This is a genomic window from Oceanobacillus sp. FSL W7-1309 (assembly GCF_038002145.1).
GTDB classification, from domain to species: domain Bacteria; phylum Bacillota; class Bacilli; order Bacillales; family Amphibacillaceae; genus Oceanobacillus; species Oceanobacillus profundus.
The window spans coordinates 706,837-728,357 of record NZ_JBBOBX010000001.1 but is presented as its reverse complement, the minus strand read 5'-3'; the positions used below and the strand labels follow the sequence as shown (position 1 = coordinate 728,357).

20 protein-coding genes are annotated in these 21,521 nt (G+C 38.6%); 17 read left to right on the top strand and 3 right to left on the bottom strand.

Annotated elements, in window-relative coordinates; genetic code table 11:
• Positions 1-2: 2 nt before the first annotated feature.
• Positions 3-800 (bottom strand): MurR/RpiR family transcriptional regulator, encoded by a 798-nt coding sequence (locus NST46_RS03335; protein ID WP_251661489.1) that lies wholly within the window; start codon positions 798-800, stop codon positions 3-5.
• A gap of 121 nt (positions 801-921) precedes the next feature.
• On the opposite strand from NST46_RS03335, the gene ptsG reads away from it, so the two are divergent.
• From ptsG to nagB, 5 genes are all read left to right on the top strand, one after another.
• Entirely contained in the window at positions 922-2,472 is a 1,551-nt protein-coding gene (gene ptsG, locus NST46_RS03330) for a glucose-specific PTS transporter subunit IIBC (protein ID WP_095307973.1), read from the top strand.
• Between the two features lie 15 nt (positions 2,473-2,487).
• Positions 2,488-3,165 (top strand): N-acetylmannosamine-6-phosphate 2-epimerase, encoded by a 678-nt coding sequence (locus NST46_RS03325; RefSeq protein ID WP_095307975.1) that lies wholly within the window; start codon positions 2,488-2,490, stop codon positions 3,163-3,165.
• 41 nt (positions 3,166-3,206) lie between these two features.
• Entirely contained in the window at positions 3,207-3,698 is a 492-nt protein-coding gene (locus tag NST46_RS03320) for a PTS sugar transporter subunit IIA (protein WP_118888550.1), read from the top strand.
• A gap of 31 nt (positions 3,699-3,729) precedes the next feature.
• Positions 3,730-4,905 carry an N-acetylglucosamine-6-phosphate deacetylase gene (gene nagA, locus NST46_RS03315; RefSeq protein ID WP_341136770.1) on the top strand — a complete coding sequence of 392 codons (1,176 nt, stop codon included), beginning with the start codon at positions 3,730-3,732 and terminating at the stop codon, positions 4,903-4,905.
• Positions 4,906-5,001: 96 nt separating this feature from the next.
• Complete coding sequence (gene nagB, locus NST46_RS03310; protein ID WP_118888552.1) at positions 5,002-5,736, top strand: glucosamine-6-phosphate deaminase; 735 nt, start codon at positions 5,002-5,004, stop codon at positions 5,734-5,736.
• Positions 5,737-5,767: 31 nt separating this feature from the next.
• On the opposite strand, the gene NST46_RS03305 is transcribed toward nagB, so the two are convergent.
• Positions 5,768-5,920, bottom strand: a complete 153-nt coding sequence (locus NST46_RS03305; protein WP_341136769.1) for a hypothetical protein — start codon at positions 5,918-5,920, stop codon at positions 5,768-5,770.
• A 332-nt stretch (positions 5,921-6,252) separates the two neighbouring features.
• Here NST46_RS03305 and NST46_RS03300 point away from each other — a divergent pair, with 332 nt between their 5' ends.
• The 12 genes from NST46_RS03300 (at position 6,253) to ltrA (ending at position 20,620) form a co-directional block, all read left to right on the top strand.
• On the top strand, positions 6,253-7,686 hold the full coding sequence (locus NST46_RS03300; RefSeq protein ID WP_095307983.1) for a PTS mannitol transporter subunit IICB: 1,434 nt from the start codon (positions 6,253-6,255) through the stop codon (positions 7,684-7,686).
• 39 nt (positions 7,687-7,725) lie between these two features.
• Complete coding sequence (locus NST46_RS03295) at positions 7,726-9,819, top strand: BglG family transcription antiterminator (RefSeq protein ID WP_341137315.1); 2,094 nt, start codon at positions 7,726-7,728, stop codon at positions 9,817-9,819.
• A 15-nt stretch (positions 9,820-9,834) separates the two neighbouring features.
• A complete protein-coding gene (locus NST46_RS03290) occupies positions 9,835-10,272 on the top strand; it encodes a PTS sugar transporter subunit IIA (protein WP_095307987.1) in 438 nt (145 codons plus the stop codon).
• A complete protein-coding gene (locus NST46_RS03285; RefSeq protein WP_341136768.1) occupies positions 10,273-11,409 on the top strand; it encodes a mannitol-1-phosphate 5-dehydrogenase in 1,137 nt (378 codons plus the stop codon).
• A gap of 457 nt (positions 11,410-11,866) precedes the next feature.
• Positions 11,867-12,718: a MurR/RpiR family transcriptional regulator gene (locus NST46_RS03280; protein WP_095307991.1), complete on the top strand. Its 852-nt coding sequence runs from the start codon at positions 11,867-11,869 to the stop codon at positions 12,716-12,718.
• A 114-nt stretch (positions 12,719-12,832) separates the two neighbouring features.
• Positions 12,833-13,723 carry an N-acetylmuramic acid 6-phosphate etherase gene (murQ, locus tag NST46_RS03275; protein ID WP_118888554.1) on the top strand — a complete coding sequence of 297 codons (891 nt, stop codon included), beginning with the start codon at positions 12,833-12,835 and terminating at the stop codon, positions 13,721-13,723.
• Between the two features lie 19 nt (positions 13,724-13,742).
• Entirely contained in the window at positions 13,743-15,116 is a 1,374-nt protein-coding gene (locus NST46_RS03270) for a PTS transporter subunit EIIC (protein WP_118888555.1), read from the top strand.
• Positions 15,117-15,189: 73 nt separating this feature from the next.
• Positions 15,190-16,260, top strand: coding sequence for a DUF871 domain-containing protein (locus tag NST46_RS03265; protein WP_341136767.1), 1,071 nt, complete (start codon positions 15,190-15,192; stop codon positions 16,258-16,260).
• 46 nt (positions 16,261-16,306) lie between these two features.
• Positions 16,307-16,801, top strand: coding sequence for a GNAT family N-acetyltransferase (locus tag NST46_RS03260; protein WP_340002386.1), 495 nt, complete (start codon positions 16,307-16,309; stop codon positions 16,799-16,801).
• Positions 16,802-17,155: 354 nt separating this feature from the next.
• Positions 17,156-18,115: an N-acetylglucosamine kinase gene (locus NST46_RS03255; protein ID WP_340002385.1), complete on the top strand. Its 960-nt coding sequence runs from the start codon at positions 17,156-17,158 to the stop codon at positions 18,113-18,115.
• Between the two features lie 202 nt (positions 18,116-18,317).
• The gene (locus NST46_RS03250; protein WP_095308001.1) at positions 18,318-18,734 is read left to right on the top strand and encodes a GlcG/HbpS family heme-binding protein; all 417 of its coding nucleotides are present in this window, start codon (positions 18,318-18,320) and stop codon (positions 18,732-18,734) included.
• Between the two features lie 497 nt (positions 18,735-19,231).
• Positions 19,232-20,620 (top strand): group II intron reverse transcriptase/maturase, encoded by a 1,389-nt coding sequence (gene ltrA / locus NST46_RS03245; RefSeq protein ID WP_303448328.1) that lies wholly within the window; start codon positions 19,232-19,234, stop codon positions 20,618-20,620.
• 196 nt (positions 20,621-20,816) lie between these two features.
• On the opposite strand, the gene rpiA is transcribed toward ltrA, so the two are convergent.
• A complete protein-coding gene (gene rpiA / locus NST46_RS03240; protein ID WP_341136766.1) occupies positions 20,817-21,494 on the bottom strand; it encodes a ribose-5-phosphate isomerase RpiA in 678 nt (225 codons plus the stop codon).
• Positions 21,495-21,521: the final 27 nt, after the last annotated feature.

Here is a 21,521-nt window from a genome sequence, read left to right as displayed (position 1 = left end):
GATTAACTATATTTGTGAATTGCATCTAATGTTTTTTGCCGCGCATGCATTAGGTCTTCATTGTTAAGCAGTTTGTAGGTTAATAAATCCAGCAGGAAGAGACCGGGTATCTGAGAATTAATGAACTTAGGATCATCAATGTATTTATAGCTTGATATAAGTATAACTTCGTCAGCAAGCTCACTTAATACAGTTTGCTCGAAATTCGTTACAACGATAATTGTAACGTTATTGTTTTTTGCTATTTTTGCTGAGTCGATAACTGGTTTCGTTTTACCAGAATTAGAAAAACAAATGAGCAAGTCGTTTTCCTGTAGCAGGCTGCTTTTCATTAATAAATCATGTGCATCCGTCACAGATTCAGAAGCAATCCCCATTCGATATATTCTACTGTTGAATTCATGTGCGATCAAACCAGAGTTTCCAATCCCACAAAATAACACCTTATTTTTGTTTAAAATGAGTTTTACGATTCTACTTGTTTGTTCTTCGCTAAAGAACTCCTGTGTTGATTTAATAATTGTTTGGTAATAATTGTAAACTTTTTCAAAGGTGTGATCGCTTTTTCTGCTTTCCGTACTGTTTCCAATTAAGGAAAATTTCATTTGCTGAAACGTATTGAAATCAATTTTTTTGCAAAATCTGGTTATACTAGCTGGAGATACTTGAATTTCTTCAGATAAGTCGATAATGGTTTTATCACGTATGGAAGCTTTATTGGCGAGTAAATATCTGGTGATTTTTTTATCATTATCAGTTAATGAAGAATTGTATTTTTGAATCCTATTCTCAAAATTCAACAGATTCATCTCCTTTCTTAACTCTAAGTAATTTTATCATACCATCAAATATTATATTGACATAGATGAAAGCGTTTGTTAATATTTTTTGTGAAAATAATTTTCTGGAGGTGTAATATTTATGAAAAAGTTTTTCGGTAAAGCGCAGCAATTTGGGAAATCATTTATGTTACCGATTGCTATCCTACCTGCAGCAGGTCTATTACTAGGAATAGGGGGTGCTTTATCCAATCCAAATACAGTTAATGCATATCCAATCTTGGACCAATTCTTGCTCCAAGCGATTTTTACAATAATGAGTTCCGCGGGTAATATTGTGTTTGCAAATTTACCGGTTATATTTGCAGTAGGGGTTGCCATTGGACTGGCAAGATCAGATAAAGGTACAGCTGGCTTAGCTGCTTTAATTGGTTATTTAGTTATGAATGCAACGATAAATGCTATCCTAATTATTTCTGATAAATTAGCTACAGATAGCCTTTCAGCAGTTGGACAAGGTGTAACACTAGGGATTCAAACATTAGAATCAGGTGTGTTCGGCGGGATTATTGTTGGTATTATGGCAGGATTATTGCACAATCGATTTAATAAAATTGAACTTCCACAATTCTTAGGTTTCTTTGGAGGATCGCGGTTTGTTCCAATCATAACTTCCTTTTCTGCAATCATTCTTGGAACGGTCATGTATTATGTATGGCCAATGATTCAAAATGTCATCTTTAATTTTGGAGATATAGTTAATGCGACCGGTTATATCGGTACATTTTTCTATGGTTTTATACTAAGAATGTTAGGGCCATTCGGGTTGCATCACATTTTCTATCTACCTTTCTGGCAAACCGGTTTAGGTGGTGCGTTAGAAATTGGAGGGCAATTAATCCAGGGAACGCAAAATATATTCTTCGCACAATTGGGTGATCCGACAACGACAAAATTCTTTGAAGGTACATCACGTTTTATGTCTGGACGATTTATTACAATGATGTTTGGTTTATTAGGTGCAGCATATGCGATTTATCGTACTGCAAAGCCTGAACATAAAAAAGTTGTTGGTGGGTTAATGCTTTCAGCTGCATTGACATCCTTCTTAACAGGGATTACAGAGCCATTAGAATTTTCATTCTTGTTTATCGCTCCATTACTTTATGTGATGCATGCAATTTTTGATGGTCTAGCATTTATGCTGGCTCATATTTTCCAAATAACAATCGGGCAAACATTCTCTGGAGGATTTATTGACTTCATTTTATTTGGAGTATTACAAGGACAGGCACTAACCAACTGGATGTACGTTATTCCAATCGGAATCATTTGGTTCTTCTTATATTTCTTTACGTTCACATTCTTAATTAAGAAGTTTAACTTTAAAACGCCTGGACGCGAAGACAAGAAAGCAGAAGATGATACTACTGTTCAAACAGCTCAAGGTTCCGGAGAAGAACGACCACTAGCAATCATCCAAGCATTGGGTGGAAGAGATAACCTAGTTGATGTCGATAATTGTGCAACGAGATTGCGTGTCACTGTTAAAGATGGGGAAATGGTAAATGAAGCAGCTTTACAACAAACAGGAAGTAAAGGTGTTATTGTTAAAGGAGAAGGAGTACAGGTAATCTACGGTCCACAGGTATCAGTTATAAAAAATGAAATCGAAGAAGAACTAGAGAAATAATAGGAGTTGAACGTTTTGAAATTACCAAGTAATTTAATTGTATCGTGTCAAGCATTGGAAGATGAACCACTTCATTCATCCTTTATCATGAGCAAGATGGCGCTTGCTGCTGCTCAAGGTGGAGCAAAAGGAATTCGAGCTAATTCAAAAGAAGATATTATTGAGATAAAGAAAGAAGTCTCCCTTCCTATTATCGGAATTGTAAAGCGGAATTATCAGGGATCAGATGTCTATATTACTGCCACGAGTAAAGAAGTAGACGAATTAATTGAAAGTGGCTGTGAAGTTATTGCGATGGACGCGACCATTAGCGAAAGACCGAAAGAGTCATTAGAAGAATTAGTTAACTATGCGAGAGAACAGGCACCACATGTTGAATTAATGGCGGATATATCAACCATTGAGGAAGCAATTATTGCTGAAAAACTAGGCTTTGATTACGTTGGAACAACATTGCATGGCTATACGAAGCATACAAAAGGGAAGAAATTATATGATCAGGATTTTGCCTTTTTAAAAGAAGTATTGCAAGCAGTGGAAAAACCAGTAATTGCGGAAGGAAATATTATAACACCAGATATGTTGAAGAAATCCTTTGAACTTGGAGTATATGCAACCGTTGTTGGTGGAGCAATTACAAGACCGAAAGACATTACAAGTCGATTTGTTCATGAAATCAAAGATATGCTTTAATAGAAGATAGTGATTAATTTATATAGAAAGGAATTCACACTATGTTTAAAAAACTGTTTAAGCAAAAAAAGGAAGAAAATATAGTTGCACCATTAAACGGAAAAATTGTACCTATGGAAGAAGTTCCTGATCCAGTCTTTAATCAGAAAATGATGGGAGAAGGGATTGCAATTGTTCCGGAAGAAGGAATGGTTTATTCCCCAGTTAACGGAAAGATCATTCAGCTTGCTGAGACAAAACATGCGATTGGACTTATTACGGAAGGTGGGGTAGAGATTCTTATCCATATCGGACTGGAAACGGTCGGATTAAAAGGAGAGGGATTTACCACAAAAGTAAATGTAGGAGATGAAGTAATCGCTGGGCAGCTGTTAATGGAAGTAGACCTGGAATATATTGGTGAACATGCATCGGACACTATCACACCAATTGTAATTACAAATAGTGCAGAAGGTAATAAAACGTATCGCTTTACATCGGAAAAACTTGCAAAAGCAAAAGAGACGGTTATCATTACAGCTGAAGATAAATAGTTGTTATTAGAAATATGTGGAGGGGAAACACATGGTAGAAGGCAATCGGTCGATATTTATAAAGAATGCAAGGCTCTATTTGGAGGATAAAGTGATTCCAAATGGTGGAATTTATATCGAAAATAATCGCATTCAGTCCATTCATGAAGGTAAGGATCTACCACATAATCTTGATCAACATGTTCACATTATTGATGCAACTGACCTAAATGCTATCCCGGGATTTATCGATGGACATATCCACGGTGCGAATGGAGCGGACACCATGGATGCAACAGAAGAAGCGTTAGATAAAATTGCATCGCTTTTACCAATGGAAGGGACGACAAGCTTTCTCGCAACGACGATAACGCAGTCACCAGAGCATATCTCTAAGGCATTGGAAAATGCTGCACGTTATCCAAACAAACCAGGCCAAGCAGAGATGATAGGGGTTCATTTAGAAGGGCCTTTTGTAGAAAAAACAAAGGCTGGCGCGCAACCAAGAGAGTATATTATTAAACCAGATTTGGAACAATTTAAGAAATGGCAACAGCAATCTGGAGGGAAAATAAAAACGATCACGATGGCCCCAGAGCATGATGAAGAAGGTCTGTTTATTAAACACCTAGTACAGTCTGGTGTGAATGTTTCAGCAGGACATACAGATGCTGGATTTGCTGGAATAAAAAAAGCAACAGTACATGGTGTTAGCCAGTTAACCCACCTTTGTAATGCAATGAATGGAATCCATCACCGTGATATTGGTGCGGTCGGTGCGGCATTTCAACTGAATGAATTACGAGCAGAATTAATTGCAGATGGCATTCATGTTGCTCCAGAAATGCTGCAATTAATTTATAATAACATGGGTAGTGAGCGGATTATTTTAATCACGGATGCGATGCGTGCTAAAGGACTACCAGATGGCGATTATGAGCTTGGCGGTCAACCGGTTAAAGTAGAAAACGGGAAAGCTGTATTAGAAGATGGAACACTAGCGGGAAGTATTTTGAGGATGCATGATGGTGCGAAGCAAATGCTGAAGCTAACCGATGTTTCGATTCGTAATATTGTTGAAATGGCTTCCGTTAACCCGGCAAAGCAAATTGGAATTTACGATCAAAAAGGCAGTATTTCACTTGGGAAAGACGCTGATATTCTGTTGGTAGATGATGAACTAAATATAAAATTTACCATTTGCCGTGGGGAAATTTCATTCCAATAAACACTTTGTTGATATTCCATGTTATTATCAAAGTGTATACAAAATTTGACAAGAACTGCTAAGTTCAGAAGTATTTCATTTGGAGGAGATTGGAAAGTGAACGTTATCAAAGTAAAAAACTACGATGAGATGAGTGAAAAGGCAACCGAACTTATTGTAAATCGTATCAATACCTTAGAGAACCCAGTACTTGGTTTAGCAACTGGTTCAACACCAGAAGGTCTCTATCAACGAACAATTAAAAAGTTTGAGCAAAAAGAAGTATCGTTTAAAAATGTAACTACTTTTAATTTAGATGAGTATGTCGGATTAGATAAAGATGATTCAAATAGCTATTATTATTTTATGAATGAAAAGCTATTTCGTCATGTAGATATTGCAATGGATCGTGTTCACGTTCCAAATGGTGTTGCTCAGGATTTGGAAAAAGAATGTATGGAACATGAGCGAGCAATTGAACAAGCAGGTGGGATTGATGTTCAGGTTTTGGGGATTGGCGGAAATGGACATATTGGTTTTAATGAACCAGGAACTTCCTTTTCTAGCAGGACACATGTTGTTGACTTAGATGAGTCCACGATTCAGGCCAATGCGCGATTCTTCAATTCAATTGACGACGTACCAACACAAGCAGTTTCTATGGGAATCGAGACAATCATGAACAGTAAAGAGATTCTGTTACTCGTTTCTGGTGAAGCAAAAGCAGATGCAATGGCAAAATTGCTGAATGGCGAAGTGTCTGAAGACTTCCCGGCTTCTATTTTGAAACAGCATGAAAACGTAACAGTCATTGTTGACGAAGCAGCATTGACTGTTGCAGAAAGTAAATAATTATTTCAACGAGCGCTCGCATTGAGCGCTTTTACTTTTCCATTAGCACCATGCCAGGCGAAATAGCAGCAGTTAGGACACCATTCTTGGCAGCGAAGGCACCATCCCATGCAGTTAAGACACCATTCGCAAAAATAAGGCACCATTCCGCACAGCTAGGACACCATCCGCAAAAATAAGGCACCATCCCGCGCGGCTAGGACACCATTCGCAAAAATAAGGCACCATCCCATGCGGTTAAGGCGCCATTCCTCGCAGCAAAGACACCACCAATCGCATTTGAATTCCTAACTTAATTCGTGATTAAGATAGAAATAAACAGGGTACAGTAAGAAAAGAAAATACAAGCTTGAATTCAATCCCTTACCTTAACCGTAGACAAGTTTTACATTTCCCACCCTCCTTATTAAATTATGTCAACAATAATTATGCCAATTTGCCACTTTCTTTTAATTGAATAACCTACCATACTCGCTTACGATTAATAATGATGCAATTTTGAAAGGAGAATATTAAATGGCTGAACAAAAAGGAATTCGTGCCAAAGTACAACGTTTCGGAAGCTATTTGAGCGGTATGATTATGCCGAATATTGGTGCTTTTATTGCATGGGGAATTATTACAGCTTTATTTATACCGGATGGCTGGTGGCCAAATGAAGATTTGGCAGCATTAGTCGATCCAATGCTTTATTACTTATTGCCACTTTTAATTGGTTTTACTGGTGGGCGTATGGTTTATGATTTACGTGGTGGAGTTGTCGGTGCTACTGCAACAATGGGTGTTATTGCAGGAGCAGACATCCCAATGTTCTTAGGAGCAATGGTTGTTGGACCACTCGCAGGGTATTTAATGAAGAAAATTGACCAGGTGCTCCAGCATCGAATTCGTCAAGGTTTTGAGATGCTTTATAACAACTTCTCAGCAGGGATTCTTGCTGCGCTTTTAGCAATTGTTGCTTTACTTGGAATTGGACCATTAGTAGGCGCATTGAATAAAGCCTTAGCTGCTGGAGTTGAAGTTATTGTCAATGCAGGTTTATTGCCTCTTGCCAATATCATCATTGAACCTGCAAAGATACTATTTTTAAATAATGCAATCAATCATGGAATTTTAAGTCCGATTGGAGCGGATCAAGCCTCACAATTTGGAAAATCAATTCTATTCTTATTGGAAGCGAATCCAGGACCTGGTTTAGGTATCCTGCTTGCCTTTATGATCTTTGGAAAAGGTGCCTCCAAAAGCTCTGCTTCTGGTGCGGCAATTATCCAATTCTTTGGTGGGATTCATGAAATTTACTTCCCGTATGTATTAATGAAACCAGCATTAATTTTAGCAGCTATCGCTGGTGGGGTTAGTGGTGTGTTTACCTTCCAATTGTTTGATGTAGGACTAAGAGCTCCTGCTTCACCTGGTAGTATTTTTGCCGTATTGGCGATGACAGCACAAGATAGCTACGTCGGTGTTATCCTTGGTGTGCTCATTGCAGCTGCTGTTTCATTTGCTGTTGCAGCAATTATATTGAAAACAGGCAAAGCTACTAATGATGATCTTTCTGAAGCTACCAGTAAAATGGAAACAATGAAAGGGAAGAAAAGTTCAGTTGCTGGATCATTAAACCAAGCTACTGAAGAGCAAGTTGAAGGAGCAGCAGTGGAAAGCAAGCAAGCTTCCGATGTAGATAAAATTATCTTTGCTTGTGATGCTGGAATGGGCTCCAGTGCAATGGGTGCTTCCTTATTAAAAAATAAATTTAAAAAAGCAGATATTGATATATTTGTGACGAATAAAGCGATTAATGAAATTCCAGATGATGCGGATATCGTGGTCACGCATAAGGATCTAACGGATCGTGCAAAAGCGAAAGTACCAGCAGCTGAACATATTTCCGTAGAAAATTTCTTAAATAGCCCAAGATATGATGAGTTAGTAGAACGTCTAAAAAAATAAGAGAAGTTTCGAATAGCAAGGTTGAGGTGGTGAAGGCTTCTGAACATTTCTAATCGTGAGCGTAAAATCCTTGAAATTTTATTGGGAAATCCTGAGGGTATAACTGTAAAAGATATTGCCAAGGAATTAGAAGTTAGTGCTCGAACCATTCATCGTGATTTAAAAAACACAGAAGATATTACAAATCACTACAACCTAATATTAGAAAAAAAATCCGGTGTTGGCCTTCGGTTAGTTGGCATGGAGCAGGATCGAAGGCAATTTCTCTCAGCATTAGCGAATGTTACTGTCTTTGACTTTACACCAGAAGAAAGACAATCGATTATTTTGGCTACCCTTCTTGAAATGAAGGAACCAATAAAGCTGTTTACGCTAAGCACAGAATTAAAAGTAACGGAAGCAACAATCAGTCATGATCTTGATCAATTAGAAAAAGAAATAGCATCCTATCGTCTTATTTTGATTCGAAAAAGAGGGTACGGAGTGGAAATTGCCGGTGACGAGGCGAATAAACGTGCAGCATTAAGCAGCTTGATTTCAAAGCATATTGATCCATTTGAGTTCGTGTCATTGATAAAGGATAATATTCAAAAGAAATCACAGGATCAATTTTCTGCGATTTCCAATAGGCTATTAGGTTTAGTAAATCCAGAGCATCTAATTGTGATTCGACAACGGGTGGAACAGGCAAGAGAAGAATTACCGTACGAATTAGCAGATAGTGCATTGATTGGGTTGGTTGTTCATTTAGCGTTAGCGATTGAGCGACTGCAGAAGGGTGATTCGATTCAATTTGACCAAGCACAGCTAATGCAAATGGAAGGTACAAAAGAATATCGTGTTGCTGAAAAAATGATACGTGATATAGAAGGCCCCCTTGGGATGGCCATCCCCGATGATGAAATTGGCTACATCACGATGCATTTAATGGGAGCTAAATTGCGGTCTGATTCGAACTATATTGACATGTATCCTGATGAGGATATCGTTTTTTCAGCTAATCAATTAATTCGTTCCGTCAGTAAGCAAATCAATGTACCGCAGATGAACAATAAACAGCTGCTAAATGATTTAGTTGCCCATCTGAAGCCAGCTATTTATCGATTAAAACAAGGGATGACAATAAAAAATCCATTGATTAGGGAAATCAAGCAGGATTACGATGAGTTATTTCATATGATTACGGCAGCTGTTAAGGATACGTTTCCAAATATGGAATTCCCGGATGATGAAATAGGATACCTTGTTCTTCATTTTGCAGCGGCATTGTTAAACAATGAAAAAGCAGTAGATTTACAAGCGTTAGTCATCTGTTCGAGTGGAATTGGTACTTCAAAAATGCTAGCGACAAAGCTCGTTCAGCGTATACCAGAGATTAAGCATGTTGAAAATGCATCTATTTTTGACTTAAATAAATTAAACGTGGAAGCTTATGATGTCATTGTGTCGACGATTCCGTTAAAAGAATTTGACCACGATTATTTACTCATTTCTCCGATGCTTACTCAAAACGAGATTCATCAGGTGAAAAAGGAGATAAAGAAAAGAAAGCTTACGGTTCATATGAATAATAAAGAACCACGAGTAACGACAGATAGCAGTAATTTTACTGTTCGCATGGAAGCACTGCAAAATTATTTACGAGCAACTCTGGATCTTCTAGATTCATTCCAAGTTTATGACGTTACGGATAATTTAACAATAGACTCGGTATTACGTTTGGTTTGTAAGACGTTAGCAGAAAATAAAATCATACAAAGTGAAAAAATTGTATTTAAAAAACTGCAATTAAGGGAACAGATAAGTGGATTAGGAATTCCAGCTACGTCCATTGCACTTTACCATACACGTTCCAATGCAATCCACAAGCCGACGTTTTCCATTTATAAATTAAACCACCCGCTTGCTATCCGCGGAATGGATAACAACCAAATGGAAATGGATACGGTAATCGTTATGCTGGCACCTGAGATAACCCATCAAGAAGTCCTGGAGATCTTAAGCTTTCTAAGCAGTTTGATTATCCAGGATCAGACAAGTATTTCTTTATTTGAATCCGGAGATGAACCAAAGATAAAACAGTATCTTTCCGAACAACTAGAGCTATTTATACATGAAAAAGAATTAATTTAAGGAGTGAGTTTTATCATGGCAAAAGAAATTTTAAGCAAAGATAACATTCAGTTAGATACAAAATTAGCTAACAAAGAGGAAGCAATTCGTTTCACAGGTAAGATCCTAGTCGATAATGGGTACGTTGAGCCAACTTACGTGGAAAAAATGCTTGAACGTGAAGAGCTAACTTCTACATTTATGGGTAATAGCGTTGCTATCCCACATGGTACAGAGGATGCAAAGGAATTAGTAAAGGAAACAGGGATTTCAGTTGTTATCGTACCAGAGGGTGTGGATTTTGGTGACGGAAACACGGTGAAAATCTTGATTGGTATTGCTGGTAAAGGTGATGACCATTTGGAAGTTCTATCAAAAATTGCGATTGTACTTTCTGAGGAAGAAAATATCCAAACAATTGTTAACGCAACGACAAAAGAGGAAATCATAAGCATTTTTGATGAGGTGAACTAAATGCTAGCAGTACATTTTGGAGCTGGAAACATCGGCAGAGGCTTTATCGGGGCTCTGCTCTATCAAGCGAATTATCATACAACGTTTGTCGATGTTAATGAAGGCATTATTAACGAAATAAACGAGAAGCAGCAATACAATGTTGTGTTAGCAGCAGAAGAAAGTGAAACATTAACGGTAAAAGATGTTTCCGGAATCAATAGCATTACAGATCCAGATAAAGTAATCGAAGCAATTGGGAAAGCAGATCTCATTACAACTGCTGTCGGACCAAACATTTTGGCCATTATCGCAAAGTTAATTGCAGAAGGATTACAGAAACGAATCAAGACAAATAATAAGGCCTTAAATATCATTGCTTGTGAAAATATGGTTGGTGGAAGTTCACTGCTTAAAGAACATATTTACAAACAAGTAACAGCAGACGAACAACAACAATTTGATGAAGTGTTTGGATTTCCAAATGCTGCAGTAGACCGAATTGTTCCAAACCAAGTGAATGAAGATCCATTATTAGTCTCTGTTGAACCATACTTTGAGTGGGTTGTTGAAAAACCAGCATTCAAAGGTGAGGTACCTGTAATTGATGGTGTCACATATGTGGAAGATTTAACACCATACATTGAACGGAAATTATTTACGGTGAATACCGGTCATGTCGTGCCTGCATATATTGGGCGCTCCCTTGAATATGCAACCATCAATGAAGCAATGCATGATGAAAAAGTACAGGAGATCATTAAGGGAGCTTTAAATGAGTCTGGTGAAGCACTGATTCAGACCTATCATTTTGACCGCACCGAACATCAAAACTATATTGATACGATTATCGGTCGCTTTATGAATCCATATATCTCAGACGAAGTAACACGAGTTGGACGTGGACCAATTCGTAAGCTAGGTCCACGAGATCGTATCATTCGTCCCGCAAGTTTATATATGGATGTAACAGGAAACGTGCCAACTTATCTGGTTCAGGTGATTGTAGCTGCATTACAATACAAAAATGCTCAGGATGAAGAAGCAGTAAAATTACAGCAAATGATCGCTGAACAAGGTTATGAAAAAACGTTGCAAACTATTTCAGAACTGGATGCTAATCACCCATTGATTGCAGCAGTGATGAAGGAAGTATAAGCTTAAGAGACACGTGGGTGCACGTGTCTCTTTTCTATTTTACTCCCATAACCATCCCCCGCAGCTAAGACACCAATCGTAAAAATAAGACACCATCCTCTGCAACTAAGACACTAATCACAAAAATAAGACGCCATCCTCCGCAACTAAGACACCAATCGTAAAAATAAGTCGCCATCCTCCGCAACTAAGACACCAATCGTAAAAATAAGACACCATCCTCCGCAACTAAGACACCAGTCAAGACACCATCCCCCGCAACTAAGACACTAATCACAAAAATAAGACGCCATCCCTCTCAGCTAAGACACCATTCACAAAAATAAGACACCACCCCTCTCAGCTAAGGCACATCAGCCCCACCCGTCGGCAACCACATTCTGATTTTAAATTAGTACACCTATTTAATTTTTGCTATACTAATGAACATAAAAGGATAAGAACAGGAGAAGTTGACATGGCAACCACATTACTAGCTAGAATAAACGAACGGCTTCACCAATTTTCCAAAACGGAGAAGAAAATTTCTGCGTACATATTAAATCACGCAGAGCTAATCCCAAACATGACAACGAAGGAACTGGCGAATAAAGCAGATGTAAGTGAAGCAAGCGTAATTCGGTTCGCAAAAACAATTGGGATAGGGAGCTTTAAGACATTTAAAATTTCCTTAGCACAGGAATTAGCTGTAAAAGAAGGATATATCACGGACTTTTCAATTTTGCAGAAAAAGGATTCCCCATACGAAATGTTCCAGAAAGTTGTCCATGTAAACAAGAATGCGATTGAGCTGATAATGGAATCCTTAGATAAAAAAGAGCTCGATGATGCGGTCACGTACCTAAAAAATGCGCGAAAAATTATTTTTTATGGTGTCGGAGGATCTTCGATTGCTGCAATGGATGCACTATACAAATTTACGAAACTCGGATATCAAGTGGAGTTTAATTTAGACTTTCATTACATGCTATCAAAAGTGCCGCATTTTAATAGTGAGGATGTTTTTGTTGCGATTAGTATGTCCGGCAGAACGAAAGATGTTCTGGACTTAGCGCGACTGTCGCAAAAAAAAGGAGCAAAGGTGATAGCAATTACAAACATAAACAAGTCACCATTGTATAAAGAAGCAGATATTCGATTAGCAACCCCGAATGTAGAGCAGGATTTTCGGATTGGCAGCATCACATCAAGAATGACCCAGCTGACAATTATAGATAGCTTATATATTAGTATTTTTAATAGTATTGGTGAGAATGTGCTGGACGAATATCAAGAAGCGAGAGATCATGTTGTGAAATTAAGAAGATAGCTTCTTTTTTTACTTGAAATGAAATTTAATTTCATAAAATTTATTATTTATATTGACTTTTAATTTCATAAATAGGTAAAATAGAGGTGAAAGAAAGTAGAGGAGGCAAAAATTATGCTTGAAAAATTAACAACGGAAGCGCGAAATCAACATACGATGCATTTAGATGAAATGACTACGTTGGATATTTTGCGCACGATGAATAAAGAAGATCAACAGGTTTTAACGGCGATTAAGGAGCAACTTCCACAAATTGAGAAGGCTACGAAATATGCAATTGAATCATTCAACAAAAACGGAAGACTTATTTACGTTGGGGCAGGAACAAGTGGTAGATTGGGAGTTTTAGATGCTGTAGAATGTGTTCCTACATTTGGTACGTCCCCAGAGATGGTACAAGGAATTATTGCGGGTGGAATGAAAGCGCTTTATGAAGCGGCTGAGGGGGCTGAGGACGATCCAGAACTTGGAGCAAACGATTTAAAGAGCATTCAACTGTCAGAAAATGATACGGTCATTGGAATTGCTGCAAGCGGGCGTACCCCTTACGTTATCGGAGCATTACAATATGCGAATTCGAAAAAAGCGAGTACAGTAAGTATATCCTGTAATAAAGACGCAGTAATGAGTCAATACGCTTCGGTGGCGATTGAACTTCTAACGGGATCTGAGGTACTAACTGGTTCTACCAGATTAAAGGCTGGCACTTCTCAGAAGATGGTCTTAAATATGATTTCTACTGCATCGATGGTAGGGATTGGTAAGGTTTACCAAAACTTTATGGTAGATTTAAAGCCGACAAATGAGAAATTAGAAGAAAGGTCCAAACGAAATATTATGGAAGTTACTGGAGTCGATTATGAAACTGCAGCCTCTTATTTTGAGAAATCGAAGCATCAGGTGAAGATAGCAATCGTTATGATTTTATTGCAATGCTCCTATGAAGATGCTATTAACAAGCTTAAGAACTCTGACGGATTTGTGCGACGCGCATTAGCAAAGTAAGAAAAAGGAGGGGTCAATTATGAAGAAAGAACAAAGAATGGCTACAGATATATTAGAACATGTTGGTGGAAAAGACAATATTCAGCGAGTCGCTCATTGTATGACAAGGTTGCGTTTGTCATTAAAGGACGATTCGAAAGTGAATATGACTGACTTAAAGCGTGTAGAAGGTGTGATGGGAGTTGTTGAGGATGAAACGTTACAGGTCGTTATTGGACCTGGAACCGTAAATAAAGTTGCTGCTGAGATGAGTCAACTAACCGGGTTTGGTATCGGTGAAGATGCAACACCAGATGATTTAACATTTGAAGAAAAAGCAGCCCTTGATAAACAAAAACTCAAAGCAAAAAATCGAACACCATTTAAAAATTTTCTGCGTAAGCTTGGAAATATTTTTATTCCACTTATTCCAGGTTTGGTTGCTTCAGGGATTCTTAATGGAGCAGCTAACTTTGCAGTGAATGCAGGAGTAGACAGAGAGCAAACATGGATGCAAATTTTACTTTTGCTTGGAAGCGTTGTCTTTGCATCATTAGGAATATTGGTTGGTTGGAATACGGCAAAAGAATTTGGCGGGACACCGGTATTAGGCGCCATTGCAGGAATGTTCTTATTTAGCCCGCTGCTCGCAGATATTACGATTTATGGTGAAGCCCTAACTCCTGGTAGAGGTGGTTTGTTTGGTGTTATTTTCGCCGCCTGGTTAATGACATTTGTTGAGAAAAATGTTCGTAAAGTGATGTGGGATGCAGTAGATATTATCTTTACACCTTTGATCACATTACTTGTTGTTGGATTTGCTTCATTATACGCCGTTATGCCAGTAGCTGGTATTTTGTCAGATGGTATCACGATGGGGCTAACTGCTTTAATTGATACAGGTGGGGCGATAGCAGGAGCAGTACTAGCAGGATTTTTTCTGCCATTAGTTATGGTTGGTTTACACCACGGCTTAACCCCGATTCACCTTGAATTAATTAATGTCTATAATGAGACTGCATTGTTAACCATTTTAGCGATGGGTGGAGCTGGACAAGTTGGTGCTGCGATTGCGATTTTTGTAAAAACAAAGAATACGCGTCTGCGAAATATTATCAAAGGGAGTGCACCAGTAGGGTTCCTGGGAATTGGCGAACCATTAATGTATGGAGTAACATTACCATTAGGAAGACCGTTTTTAACAGCTTGTCTGGGAGCTTCCGTTGGTGGAGCATTCCAAGCAGTTATGAGTACAGCATCATCGGGAATTGGCGTTTCTGGTTTGTCACTAATCCCACTTATAACAAACGGACAATATATAAGCTATTTCCTCGGACTCGTCATTTCGTATGCGTTTGGATTCCTATTTACGTATGCATTTGGCTTTAAGGAAAGCATGGCAGATGGTATTTAATAGGCTTTAAGATTAGGAGGTTGCTTTAACCTCCTATCTTTGCTTACATAAAAAATAAATGGAGGGAATCAGTGTGTTAGGAATTTCTGTTTATCTAGGGAATGAGCCAATTGAACAGCAGACTCCCTATATTCGTAAGATGAAAGAAAGTGGATTTCAGTCGATTTTTACATCGCTTCATATTCCTGAGGATGATCATTCAGCCTATAAGGATCGGCTTCAGGAACTTGGAAGAGTAGCTACTGAATTAGATATGGAATTGATGGCAGATATCTCGCCGAATTCATTACAGGCACTAGGGTTTAATTGGGAAAATGCGGATGAATTACTAAATTGGGGACTTTCAGGTCTTCGGATCGATTATGGTGTGGACGAGCAAACGATTATTAATTTGTCTCACAAAATGCGCATCGCACTAAATGCAAGTACGATTACAGCGGATTCGTTACACGATATGAAAGCAAAGGGGCTAAACACTGAAGCAGTGGAAGCTTGGCATAATTATTATCCACGACCAGAAACAGGACTCGGGTTAAGTGATTTTATCCAAAAAAACAGGCTGTTAAAATCGGCAGGGATTACTGTAATGGCATTCATTCCTGGGGACAAGCAATTAAGGGGTCCGCTATATGAAAAACTGCCAACCTTGGAACAGCATCGCAAGCACTCACCTTTTACTGCTTTTTTGGAATTAGAGAAACTGGCAGGGGTGGATAAAATTGTGGTAGGTGACGTTGAATTAAGTGAAGCGTCATTAGAACAATTTCGCGACTATAAGCAAGATGAAATTGTCGTTCGAGCTGTTCCAGATAAACTGACAGACTCTGAAATCCTTAGCAAATCAGTGAGTCCATTCACCAACCGGGCAGATAACGCGAGAGACTGTATCCGTGCAGTTGAATCGAGAGGTTATGCGCAATTTGGAGAAGCAGTTGTTCAGCCCCGCAACTGTGTGGAACGATCAGCTGGATCCATTACGATCGATAATAAGAAATATATGCGTTATCAAGGAGAAATTCAAATTGCATTAGCCGATTTACCAGCAGATGAAAGAGTAAATGTACTTGGAAAAGTCATTGACGATGATTTACCATTGCTTCCATGGATTAAGGGCAACCAGAAGTTTCGGATTAAATGGGTGTAATCAAGGTATCTTTAGCAGAATGTCAGGAACAAAGGAGGGAATAAGGATGATCATTAGATCAATCGCGGAAAGTGATGCAGAAAATTTTGTTGAGCTAAGTAAGGAAATCGATGCATCTGGCTTTATGTTACATGATCCAGGAGAACGCGATACGACGATCGAGCAACAACGAAAATCAATCGAACGGATTCTAACTGAAAAAAATACAGTCTTTTTAGTAGCTGAAGCTGATAACAAATTGGTTGGCTTTATTGCAGCATTCGGTGGGAAACTGATTAGAAACAAGCATTCAGCATACCTTGTTTTAGGCATTCTCGAAGCATATCAAGGACAAGGAATAGCTACAAAATTATTTCAGCGAATTTTTGAGTGGGCAAAAGAAGTTGGGATTTCAAGATTAGAATTAACAGTTATAAAAGAAAATATAAAAGCATTTAATTTATACCGAAAAATGGGATTCGTTGTAGAGGGAGAGAAAGTCAATTCTCTCATGATAAACGGTGAGCCCGTTAATGAGTATTATTTATATAAATTTGTGTGAATGTAGATTTCATTCGAAGTAAATAACTTTCCCTTATGAACTACAACAAAAGGAGCTAACGTCTAAATAGATTAGATTCTTAGCTTCCTTTTTTATGGATTACGAAGGTTTCTGCCGTATAAAGTTATTTATGTCTGTAATGAGTGCCTGAACCAGGCTTCTTTTTGGATATTCGGTACCTCATCACCTAGATTGTAATTTCTTAAGTGCGTAACCCTTGTATTTTCTATAGAACAGCCCCTGTCCCACAATATTGATAATCTACACGAGTCTATAATAATCAATTTTCCCTTCACATATAATCTAATAGATAATCAACTAATCAACTATAAACACTGGTGGAGGCTAGTTATTATGTACGTTTTAGGAATTGATGGTGGTGGTACAAAAACAAAGGGCATCATAGCAAAGTCGAATGGAGAAATAATTGCCGAAGCAACAGTAGGTCCGACCAACCCAAATAGTGTAGATAAGTGGAGTTTGAAAAAAGAGTTGCAGAATCTATTTACTTTATTAAAACAACAGTGTGATTCTTGCTTTTTCCAATTAAAACATGTATTTGCAGGGATGTCAGGTGTTGGCCATCCAACAACGAAAGAGATGGTGCAAAAGATTCTTGTCGACTTACTACCAGATCATGTGCATGTAACAGTAAATATAGATGCTATTAATGCTCTCTATTCAGGTACTTTAGGTAAACCGGGAATTGTACAAATTGCTGGCACAGGCTCCATTACATTTAGTATAAATCATGATGGTTTATCTGACCGTGTGGGGGGATGGGGATATTTAAGTGGGGAGATGGGAAGCGGTTTTGCACTTGGACGTGATGCTTTAGAGGCAGCTTTCTTAGCCTATGATGGATTAGGGACTCCAACAGCAATTAGTAATTTCCTACTTGAATATTTCCAAGCGGCTAAGTTACCCGATATTATCCATGCTGTTTATCAAGAAAAAAACCAGAAAGAACGTGTTGCTTCATTGAGCAAAATAGTAATGAGAGCAGCTGATGATGGTGACCAAGTTGCACAAGGGATCATTCAAAAAAACGCTGTACATATGGGCAAGTCAATTGCTTGTTTACAAACAAAGCGATTTTCAAAAAAGGATAGAGTCCCGGTTGTGCTAACAGGTGGGATTTATAATCGACTTGACCTTTTCCAAGCAATAATCGAAAAAGAAATTCGTCAACATCAATTGGAATCAATACTCACAGTTCCTAAAATGGAACCTATTGGCGGAGCTATTGTTGCTGCGTGGAGGGAAGAAGGAGTTACCGTTAATTCGAGTTTTGTTAAGGTTTTTACAAGATAACCAGTAGTTTACATGAATCAAGTCTTTTTACCTGCCGAGAGTTTGTGCTAGGTATAATGATTTATTTGTTTAATTCTAATAATTACAACTTGTTTAATATTTTGGTTTAATGTAGAATGAAACTGCAATCATGTGAAACATTTAAAATATCGTTCCTATCACGAGAAATGGATAGTTATTTAATATGAGGGAGGAATTTTAGTTGAGTAAAATGAATCTTGAATTAGCAAAAAAACTTATTGAGGGTGCTGAACAAGAAGCAGCAAATATTGGAGTTTCAATGGTTATATCCGTTGTTGATGAGGGTGGAAATCTAATCGCAGTACATCGTATGGATGACGCATGGCTGGCTAGTGTTGACATAGCGCAGAATAAAGCTTGGACTTCTGTTGCGTTAAAGATGCCAACATCAGATTTAGCTGAAGCTACTATTCCTCAAGCTGAATTGTATGGTTTAAACACAACGAATAACGGGCGGATCGTTCTCTTCGGGGGAGGCATTCCATTAGTTGAAAATGATCAGGTTATTGGTGCTGTTGGCGTGAGTGGCAGCTCTGTAGAACACGATGTTCAAGTGGCACAGGCAGCAGTGGATGCTTTTGAAAGTATAAGAGTATAATATAATAGAATAAATGCATATTAAAAAGCAGTGAACGATTAATAATCGTTCACTGCTTTTCTTAGTGTGCCCTGCATGGGCGGAAACTAGGTGGTGAAAGTCCACTACAGGCTTGGCAGTAGGAACTGTTAGCGAAAGGCAAGGTGGCTATCGTGAGGTAGTGGCTGAAGGAAGCTGGACGCAAACTCCTGAACTGACGAACAGAAACTAGATAGAAGGCTGAATTAGGTCGGATAAGTCTGCTAAACAAGACGAAGTCCCATACTGCCCGAAACCTATACAGTAAATCTAGCAGTTACATGGGAGGAAAGTTTTCGCTCTTACCAGGGGAGGTCTTGTGAGGGTGCAGTGGGAGTTGAATGATAACGAACCAGCACAACCAAAGCGGTGACGTTTTGGTGAATCGCAAGAAGTCAGCAGAGGTCATAGTAATGTGAACGGACGAAACATGAAGGACCGAACAATAGTAATTTTGAAAGCTCTAGGAGGGGTGGAAGGTGCGACAACTGCAGAAAACAGGAGAATCTGGCTATCGGCAGAGAAATAGTGTGGAACATGAAGGGTATGTCGAAGTGCATAGTGCCTTTCATGGTGAAAAGAACAATCAAAATGGTGTATCCAATCTGTTTGAAAGAATCCTATCAAGGGACAACCTAAATCAAGCTTACCTTCAAGTAGCCAGGAATAAGGGAACAGCTGGAGTAGACGGTATGACGTACGACCAGCTACTTCCATACTTGAAGGAACATAAAGAGGAATTATTAACCCAGTTACGGCAAGGAAAGTACAAACCGCAACCCGTTCTGCGGGTTGAAATTCCGAAACCAGATGGTGGAAAAAGAAAACTGGGGATTCCTACAGTCATCGACCGGATGCTTCAACAAGCTATTAACCAAGTGTTACAACCAATATTTGAATCAACGTTCTCCGATAATAGTTTTGGGTTTCGTCCAAAAAGTAGTGCGCATCATGCCATCATACGGGCGAAATCGTACTACGAACAAGGATACAAATATGTGGTGGACTTGGATATGAAATCCTACTTCGATACAGTGAATCATGACAAACTTATGTACTTCGTGGAAAAACAGATATCTGATAAGCGAGTGCTTCACTTGATAAGAAGATACTTATTAAGTGGAATTATGATTAACGGTATCTTCGAAAAATCAGAACAAGGAACGCCGCAAGGCGGTAACTTATCTCCGTTACTCAGTAATATCTATTTAAATGAACTGGACCAACTCTTGGAAAAGCGTGGTCATCAATTCGTTCGTTACGCAGATGATTGTAATATCTATGTGAAAAGTAGAAGAGCTGGTTATCGAGTGATGAACAGTATCACCAAATTTCTTGAGGGGGATTTGAGTCTTACCGTCAATCGAGAAAAGAGTGCAGTCGGTAGCCCGCTGAAACGAAAGTTTCTGGGTTTCTGTTTATTAGTTACGAAGAAGGGTATAAAAATTCGTCCGCACCAAAAAGCAAAAGTAACGGTGAAATCGAAACTCAGGCAAATCACCAAACGTAATCGCGGGAGAGAGCTTGAAGTGATTCTAAAAGAAATCCGGCAACTTATGACAGGGTGGATAAACTACTATGGCATAGGGGAAATGAAAGGATTTATGAAGGATCTCAATGGCTGGCTGAAGCGAAGAATTAGACAATATATCTGGAAACAGTGGAAAAGCCCACGTACGAAAAGGAGAAATCTAATTCGCTTAGGAATTGACAAATATAAAGCTTATGAATGGTCAAATACAAGAAAAGGCTACTGGACTATATCCAAGAGCTATATTCTTCACCGTTCATTGACAGATAAAGAACTGGCATCAAGAGGATATAAAGATATCGCTCTACAATACCAGTTCGTACACTCAAACTATTGAACCGCCGTATACGGAACCGTACGTACGGTGGTGGGAGAGGGGCGAAAAGTTACTTAACTTTTCCCTCTACTCGATTTTATAAATACATATACTGAAATGTAACCGTGTAGGAAAATAAATTTTAAAGCTATCAGTATGATTCTTGCTATTAAAACGATAACTGTTGGATAAATACTAGAGAAGAATTACTGAAAGATTATTTAGTTATATTAAAAACACCGTCCGCTCTTCCAACAATAACTTTATCAGCCATCCCTACAAACAACCCTGTTTCAACAACACCTACAAGCATTTTTAAATCCCTTTGCAATGCTTCTGGTTCTAGAATTTCATCAAAGGAGCAGTCCAGAATGTAGTTGCCATTATCGGTGATAAACACTTCTTCATCTTTATGGCGCAATGCTGGTCTGCCGCCTAATTTTTCAATGGTTGTTGAAGTTCGTTCCCAACCGAAAGGCGTTACCTCTACAGCTAGCGGAAATGCTCCCAGATGAGTTACAAGTTTTGATTCATCAACAATAACAATAAACTCTTTTGCAGCAGCTGCGACAACTTTTTCGCGCAGTAATGCACCGCCTCCGCCTTTGATAAGCTGCAGGTTTTCATCGACTTCATCAGCACCATCAATTGCTATATCCAATTGCTGTACCTTTGAGAAATCAGTAAGTGGTACACCGAATTCTTCTGCCCATTTGGCTGTCGTGTTGGAAGTGGGGATAGCAGTAATATTTAGTCCTTCTTGTACACGTTCACCTAATCTTTTCACCATCCAGTAAACTGTAGATCCAGATCCTAGGCCGACTTTCATGCCGTCTTTAACTAAATTCGCTGCCTCTTCTCCAACTAACTTTTTTAACTCGTCTGCATTTTGCATCTTGTAACATCTCCTATTTGTGAAAAA

Coding starts and splice junctions, on each gene's coding strand:
- ptsG (WP_095307973.1), top strand. CDS start 922: ATGAAAAAGTTTTTCGGTAAAGCGCAGCAATTTGGGAAATCATTTATG.
- NST46_RS03320 (WP_118888550.1), top strand. CDS start 3,207: ATGTTTAAAAAACTGTTTAAGCAAAAAAAGGAAGAAAATATAGTTGCA.
- nagA (WP_341136770.1), top strand. CDS start 3,730: ATGGTAGAAGGCAATCGGTCGATATTTATAAAGAATGCAAGGCTCTAT.
- NST46_RS03300 (WP_095307983.1), top strand. CDS start 6,253: ATGGCTGAACAAAAAGGAATTCGTGCCAAAGTACAACGTTTCGGAAGC.
- NST46_RS03290 (WP_095307987.1), top strand. CDS start 9,835: ATGGCAAAAGAAATTTTAAGCAAAGATAACATTCAGTTAGATACAAAA.
- NST46_RS03285 (WP_341136768.1), top strand. CDS start 10,273: ATGCTAGCAGTACATTTTGGAGCTGGAAACATCGGCAGAGGCTTTATC.
- NST46_RS03280 (WP_095307991.1), top strand. CDS start 11,867: ATGGCAACCACATTACTAGCTAGAATAAACGAACGGCTTCACCAATTT.
- murQ (WP_118888554.1), top strand. CDS start 12,833: ATGCTTGAAAAATTAACAACGGAAGCGCGAAATCAACATACGATGCAT.
- NST46_RS03270 (WP_118888555.1), top strand. CDS start 13,743: ATGAAGAAAGAACAAAGAATGGCTACAGATATATTAGAACATGTTGGT.
- NST46_RS03260 (WP_340002386.1), top strand. CDS start 16,307: ATGATCATTAGATCAATCGCGGAAAGTGATGCAGAAAATTTTGTTGAG.
- NST46_RS03255 (WP_340002385.1), top strand. CDS start 17,156: ATGTACGTTTTAGGAATTGATGGTGGTGGTACAAAAACAAAGGGCATC.
- rpiA (WP_341136766.1), bottom strand. CDS start 21,494: ATGCAAAATGCAGACGAGTTAAAAAAGTTAGTTGGAGAAGAGGCAGCG.